8 protein-coding genes are annotated in these 6,505 nt (G+C 42.4%); all 8 read right to left on the bottom strand.

What is annotated here, in order from left to right:
- Positions 1–84 precede the first annotated feature (84 nt).
- Entirely contained in the window at positions 85–366 is a 282-nt protein-coding gene (locus tag Q7J27_02515; GenBank protein MDO9528013.1) for an HU family DNA-binding protein, read from the bottom strand.
- A gap of 104 nt (positions 367–470) precedes the next feature.
- On the bottom strand, positions 471–1,193 hold the full coding sequence (locus Q7J27_02520; protein MDO9528014.1) for a pseudouridine synthase: 723 nt from the start codon (positions 1,191–1,193) through the stop codon (positions 471–473).
- Positions 1,194–1,199: 6 nt separating this feature from the next.
- The gene (gene scpB / locus Q7J27_02525) at positions 1,200–1,724 is read right to left on the bottom strand and encodes an SMC-Scp complex subunit ScpB (GenBank protein ID MDO9528015.1); all 525 of its coding nucleotides are present in this window, start codon (positions 1,722–1,724) and stop codon (positions 1,200–1,202) included.
- A gap of 33 nt (positions 1,725–1,757) precedes the next feature.
- The gene (locus Q7J27_02530; GenBank protein MDO9528016.1) at positions 1,758–2,483 is read right to left on the bottom strand and encodes a segregation/condensation protein A; all 726 of its coding nucleotides are present in this window, start codon (positions 2,481–2,483) and stop codon (positions 1,758–1,760) included.
- Positions 2,484–2,606: 123 nt separating this feature from the next.
- Positions 2,607–3,596, bottom strand: coding sequence for a tryptophan--tRNA ligase (trpS, locus tag Q7J27_02535; GenBank protein MDO9528017.1), 990 nt, complete (start codon positions 3,594–3,596; stop codon positions 2,607–2,609).
- A 69-nt stretch (positions 3,597–3,665) separates the two neighbouring features.
- A complete protein-coding gene (locus Q7J27_02540; GenBank protein MDO9528018.1) occupies positions 3,666–4,466 on the bottom strand; it encodes a hypothetical protein in 801 nt (266 codons plus the stop codon).
- A gap of 92 nt (positions 4,467–4,558) precedes the next feature.
- A complete protein-coding gene (locus Q7J27_02545) occupies positions 4,559–4,831 on the bottom strand; it encodes an HU family DNA-binding protein (protein MDO9528019.1) in 273 nt (90 codons plus the stop codon).
- Positions 4,832–5,156: 325 nt separating this feature from the next.
- Positions 5,157–6,356, bottom strand: a complete 1,200-nt coding sequence (locus tag Q7J27_02550; GenBank protein MDO9528020.1) for an MltA domain-containing protein — start codon at positions 6,354–6,356, stop codon at positions 5,157–5,159.
- Positions 6,357–6,505 lie beyond the last annotated feature (149 nt).

The following is a 6,505-nucleotide window of genomic DNA, read 5'->3' on the forward strand; positions in this document are numbered from 1 at the left end:
GCCAGGCTGGTGATGAAAAAAGGGAGCATAATTCACGATCCCCCATTATTGTAAAAAAGTAAATTTAACTTCTCTTTAAAGGCTCTATTTTTTAAGATTAACACCTTTTCTGAGCTCTTTGCCTACTTTAAAAAAGGGAAGTTTCTTTGCAGATACCTCAATATTGCTTCCAGTCTTGGGATTCCTGCCCGTATAAGCATCATACTCTCTTATAACAAAGCTTCCAAAACCTCTTATCTCTATCCTTCCACCTTTTTTAAGCTCATCGGTAAACCCTTTAAAAATTAATTTGACAACATCTGTCGCCTCTTTTTCTGTCAGGTCTTCTTTCCTGCTTAACGCCCCAATCAATCCAGATTTATTCATAACGCCCCCTTGGATAACTTTTATGCCATTATTTCGCTACAACTTAGTAGTGAATATTATTCACTTTATAATATAAAAGTCAAGATAATTTTAGCGGATACTGATTATTCTGAAGAAAGAGACAATAATCTTTGAACCTCTCTCTTTCGCAAGTACCTATACTCTCCCACTTCCAGATCATCAAGGTGGATATCGGAAATGGCAATCCTTTGCAGCCTTACGACCGGATGTCCTATCGACTCGAAAACTCTTCTGATAATTCTGTTTCTCCCCTCGAAAATAGTCAACTTGATCCAGCAACTTTTTCTGTTAATCTTTTCAAGCACAATATCAGAAGGAACAAATTTTCCATCATCGAGTTCTATCCCGTTCTTGATGATACGAACCTTTTCCCTTGTAATATTTCCTTTGACTTTAGCCATATATGTCTTTGGAATAGCGAATTTAGGATGCTGAAGTCTCTGGGCAAAACTGCCGTCATTGGTCATCAGAAGCAGCCCTTCCGAATCATAATCAAGCCTTCCTACGGGAAATACCCGCTCGGACATATCATGTATTAAATCGGTTACGACCGGTCTCCCCTGGGGGTCTTTGAGAGATGTAATATACCCGCTCGGTTTGTTCAGCATCAGGTATTTTTGGGACACTTCTGTAGATATTAATTTCCCATCTACCCTTATCTCATCCTTCTGAGTATCAGCCTTAGTCCCCAACCGCCTTACTACTCTGCGATTAACGCTCACCCTCCCCTCACTGATAAGCTTCTCTGCTGCTCGCCGGGAAACAACACCGGCGCCGGCAATTATTTTTTGAAGGCGTTCCTGCATGGCAGTCTATTTCTCCAGTTCCTTCAATTCCCGCAGTGTCGGTAATTCTGACAGGTCCTTCAGATTAAATACCTCAAGGAACCGCTTCGTGGTACCATAAAGCATCGGTCTGCCGGGGACATCCTTTCGTCCAACCATCCTTACCAGCTTCTTGTCCAGCAATCCCCTGAGGGGGCCGCTGACATCAACGCCCCGTATCCTGTCTATTTCCGACTTTAGAACCGGTTGCCTGTATGCAACTACCGCAAGAGTCTCCATAGCGGCCGGGGTAAGCGTTGCCGGCTTTATCCCCTTTAATTTTTTTATCCATTCGCCAAGACCTACCCTTGTCCTGAACTGAAATCCCCCTGCAACCTCTTCAAGATAAAACCCGCCATTTCTCCCGCCATATTCCGCCATAAGATCACTGAGAACATTTCTGATCTCTTTTTTGTCAACTTCATCCCCCAGAACTTCCCTGAGCCTGTCAATAGTAAGGGGATTTTCAGAAGTAAAAATGAGGGCTTCTATTATAACTTTTATGTCTTTCATTCTTAAAAACTAAATAAAGGAGTGTTTCCTCAATTAATTAGAAATTGGTGAAGCGTCCCTTGTCTTAATTCTGATTGCTCCAAAGGAACTTGCCTGATAAGCTCGAAGCAACCTTAATTTCATCAGTTCCAAGATCGCAAGAAAAGTATATATTATTTCCTTACGGCTTGCCCCAGTTCCCAATAAGTCTGTAAAGGTTATATCTTTCTCCCTGCCAAGTCTTTCCATAATCTCATTTATCCTGTCCGACAGGGATATCCTTTCAATATCAATTTCTATCAAGGTCTCATCTACCATTGAAGACACTATCGTACGAAAGACCTCTACAAGTTCGAACACACCGACCTCCATGAAAGGCCTTTTCTCCATATCAATTTCTTCGCCGGCAGAATATCCCCTTTTAAAAACATCCCTTCCAAGCAGGAACCTATTATCCAAGTTCAAGGATGCTTCCTTGAAGGTCTGATATTCCAGAAGCTGTTTCACAAGCTCCTCCCGTGGATCGGATTCATCCTCTTCATCACCATCCTGAACCGGCAGAAGCATCTTCGATTTTATGTAAAGCAAGGTAGCTGTCAGCACTAAATATTCCCCGGCAAGGTCAAGATTTAAAGACTTCATAAGTTCTAAATGCTTCAGGTACTGCTCTGTAATAAAAGCTATAGGAATATCATAGATATCAATCTCATTCTTTTTTATAAGATACAACAAGAGATCCAGAGGACCTTCAAAGATATCAAGTTTAACTTCATAACTCATAATATAAAATATAGAATTCAGGAGACAGGAGTCAGAATGAAAGCGGAATAATTTCTCTTATAACTACTCTCTCCTGTCTCATGAATTCTGACTCCTGAATTCTGACTCCTGTCTCCTGACTCCTTAGATTTTCACCGCTTCCCTCACCTCTTCCATCGTCATACGGGAGACATTTCTGGCCTTGATATTTCCCTCAGCAATCATTTCCTTTACTTCTTTTAGATGACTCCGGTAGTAGTCCTGACGCTCATGAACAGATTTCATGCCTTCTGATATCCTGCCGGCAAGGCGCTTCTTGCAGTCGACACAGCCTATTTTCGCTTTCTTGCATTCCATTGATATTTCATCCACCTCACCGGACGGTGAATAAATCTGGTGAAATGCAAAGACATTGCAGAGTTCGGGTCTTCCCGTATCATTCTTTCTCATCCGCTGCGGATCGGTAAACATGGTCCCCACTTTTTTCTCTAAAACATCTCCCCTATCGGCAAGATAGATCGAGTTTTCATAAGATTTGCTCATTTTCCGCCCATCTATACCGAGCAGTTTGGGAACGTCCGTAAGAATCGGTTCCGGGATGGGGAAAATTTCCTTGTACAAAAAATTGAACCTTCTGGCGATCTCACGGGTCAGCTCTACGTGGGGAAGCTGATCCACACCTACAGGTACACCGTTGGCCTTATACATGATGATATCTGCAGCCTGAAGGACCGGATACCCCAAAAACCCAAAAGTTGAAAGGTCACGATCGGTCAGCTCTGCTTTCATTTCTTTATAAGTTGGATTCCTCTCAAGCCAGGACAGCGGTGTTATCATTGAAAGGATAAGAAACAGTTCGGCATGCTCCTCTATATCGGACTGAATAAATATCGTACTCCTCGCCGGATCTAAACCAACACTGAACCAGTCAATAACCATGTCAATCGTATCTTCTTTTATAAGACTGGTATCGTTATATTCACTCGTCAACGCATGCCAGTCGGCAACAAAATAGAAACAATCATAATCATCCCTGTTCTGAAGTTCAACCCAGTTCGTGAGTGCTCCATGGAGATTGCCTAAATGGAGCTTCCCCGTAGGGCGCATTCCACTCAAAATTCGTTTTTTTACCACAATACCCCCTGAAATAAAAATATGAGAGTTTTGAGAATACGGTTTCACAAAAACAGGATAGCGTGCCAATCAAGCTGGAGATACACTCTCAATCTTATCAAGCAAGCGTTTTATTCCTCTGTTATTAGCTGCTCTCGGACGAATACGTCCGAGAACACCAAGTTCTTCGAGCCTCTTCAGGGCTGGAAGAGGATCCTTTTCCCGAAGGATAAGCTGAAGTTCCGAAGAGATTCGATAATCAGCCAATTTAGTAAAAAGGTCCCCTTCAACCAAGTTTTTAATCAGCTTTTCAGTTGATTTAACTATCCTAAAACCGAACCTTTGTTCAAATCTCACAGCCCTGAACGCCCGGGTGGGATCATCAATGAAACTTAAATCGTGCATGACCCTTATCAATTTTCGTTTTATATCTTTTCTTGCATTGAAAAAGTCAAGCAATTTCCCAAAATGATCAGGGTTTAAGCCAACTGCAAGTGCATTTATTGTAAAATCCCGCCTGTACATGTCATCCCTGATCAAACCGGGTCTAACTTTCGGAAGCGCAGAGGGATGTTCATAAATCTCAGTTCTTGCCGTTGCAACATCCAGCTTGTACCCATCAGAAAACGTTAGAGCCGCCGTGCCAAAACTTTCATAGCAACATATACTGGCACCATACTCTCGCGCCAAGACTTCAGCAAACCTTATACCCTCCCCCTCAACAACAAGATCAATGTCATGATTTTCATAATTTAAAAAAAGGTCTCTTACCAGCCCACCCACAATGAATGCCTTAAAGCCCATATCGTCGGCGCACCTTCCCGACGATATCAGGAGCTCCGTAATATTTTCCGGCAGCTTTTGCAATAGCAAGTTCTTGATGTTTTTCATACCCGAAACTATGCAAAAAGAATAAGACCCCCGATTTTTCCAGAAACCGGAGGTCTTAAATGTGTAATCATTATTTTTATTGCTTTTTCTGCTTACTTTACCTTATTGGTAAGTGCCATACCGGGTTTAAACCTGACGACCTTTCTCGCCTTGATTTTAATTTCTTCACCCGTTTGAGGATTCCTCCCCTTTCTCGCTTTTCGTTTAACTACCTTAAATGAACCAAACCCTACCAAACCAAATTTTCCATTCTTTTTTAGTTCTTGGGTTACCGTTTCCATATACGATCCCAGTGCTTTTGCCGCAGCTACCTTTGTAATGCCTGCATCATTTGCAATTGCTGCAATCAATTCTGCTTTAGTCATACCTTTCCCCCCTTCTTTTAATAGGTTTTAAAATTGCCCTCCTTAAAAATACCCTTTCTTCTTACTCCTCATGCTACCATACAACCGGCAACTCAAGAGTACCAAGAGCTAACTCAATGTTCCCCATGTAAACCTGTGTAGCATAGGGGAAAAAGAACTGTCAAGCAAAATAACGAAAATCTTTAAATTTTGCAAAACAAATTTTAGTCCATATTTTGTAGCGGAACCATTGAATCTCCCCGCCGCAAGCAGCGGGGAACGAAGTAATTCGAAGAATAATGCGCTCGCTGTTCAGTTCGAGGAACCTTTGAGGGAGTATCGATCCCTACTTTCTTTTCTTCACCAGGAAATACAACTCCCCCTCTTCTTTTAAACTTCCCGCCATAATCTCGGCATAGCTTCCTTTCCCGCAAAAGAGATCTACCCTGCCTGGACCTTTTATTGCCCCACCGGTGTCCTGATTGAGGACAAAACGCGAAAAAGAAACCCAGGATTTTATCTTTCCGTTCCTGTCTAAGAGCGGTTTTTTAGTCCCTATAAATGCAAGAGCCCCTTTTGGATACAGTTTGGAATCGGTCGCTATGGACCTTTCAGACGTAACGGGAACACCCAAACACCCCACGGGGCCCTTTTCGACGATGCGGAAGAACACATAACTTTCATTATGATGAAGGACATCCGACATTTCTTCAGGATTTCTCCTCAAGTATTCCTTGATACTGCTGAGAGACATATCCTCCCTGGAAATCTTGCCCGTATCAATCAAAAGTTTCCCCACACTCCGATAAGGCCTACCGTTGGACATTGAATAACTAACCTGAACAAAATCTCCATCCGGAAGGCTTATCACTCCGGAACCCTGAATATGCAAAAAGAAAATATCAACAGGATCTGCAAACCAGGCAATCTCAAGACCCCTGTTTTTGAGACATCCATTTCCGTCTATATCCTCGCGGCTGTAATACGGAACCACTTCTCCGTCTTCGATCCTCGCAACTATCCTCTCACCTTTCAACCTTTCCCTGAATTTTCCGAGGTCTATCACCATGGTATCATCGGGATTCCTGTAAATCGGATACCGGTATTTTGAAGTCCTCTTAAATGATCCTTCCATAACAGGTTCGTAGTATCCGGTAAAAAGTGCCCTTTCACTTTCACTGCGATCAGCAGACTTATACACATCGAAAGCATCTCTTATTCTTTTTTGTCTAATTTCATCCGGGCCGGAGCTTCTGATGATCTCCATAAACTCTAAAAGGGACTGTCTTAATTCCTTGACCGTATATACACTTTTCCCAAAGCGGAAAATCCTTTCCTCCGGCAGCCTGTCATAATACTGCAGGCTTCTACCGATCGCCAGTTCAAGTGATTTCTGATCAAGATCATCTACAAAAGAAGGAAAATCGTCGGCCTTTATTAAAACAAGGGGAAGCAGTGGCTCCGGCGGTTTCTCTATTTTTGCCGCACATCCCGCCAGGAAAAGAAAAACAGATATGATAAGAAGGTAAAAACCTTTTGTTTTCATCAGAAAACCTTTGATGCACTCGTAAAAAGTCCGTTTTCTTCGCTCAGAACCATTTTGTGGATGCTGTTATTGCCCGGCTAAAAATCTAAAACTCGTGCTTATGCACTCAAACAGTTAGATTTTCTTAACGCCGGTCACTACCACCATCT

Source organism: Syntrophales bacterium (genome assembly GCA_030655775.1).
Classification (GTDB): domain Bacteria; phylum Desulfobacterota; class Syntrophia; order Syntrophales; family JADFWA01; genus JAUSPI01.

Bases quoted from the DNA above. Each gene is read 5' to 3' on its own strand.
- Q7J27_02515 (MDO9528013.1), bottom strand. From the start codon at position 366: ATGAATAAATCTGGATTGATTGGGGCGTTAAGCAGGAAAGAAGACCTG.
- Q7J27_02520 (MDO9528014.1), bottom strand. From the start codon at position 1,193: ATGCAGGAACGCCTTCAAAAAATAATTGCCGGCGCCGGTGTTGTTTCC.
- scpB (MDO9528015.1), bottom strand. From the start codon at position 1,724: ATGAAAGACATAAAAGTTATAATAGAAGCCCTCATTTTTACTTCTGAA.
- Q7J27_02530 (MDO9528016.1), bottom strand. From the start codon at position 2,483: ATGAGTTATGAAGTTAAACTTGATATCTTTGAAGGTCCTCTGGATCTC.
- Q7J27_02540 (MDO9528018.1), bottom strand. From the start codon at position 4,466: ATGAAAAACATCAAGAACTTGCTATTGCAAAAGCTGCCGGAAAATATT.
- Q7J27_02545 (MDO9528019.1), bottom strand. From the start codon at position 4,831: ATGACTAAAGCAGAATTGATTGCAGCAATTGCAAATGATGCAGGCATT.
- Q7J27_02550 (MDO9528020.1), bottom strand. From the start codon at position 6,356: ATGAAAACAAAAGGTTTTTACCTTCTTATCATATCTGTTTTTCTTTTC.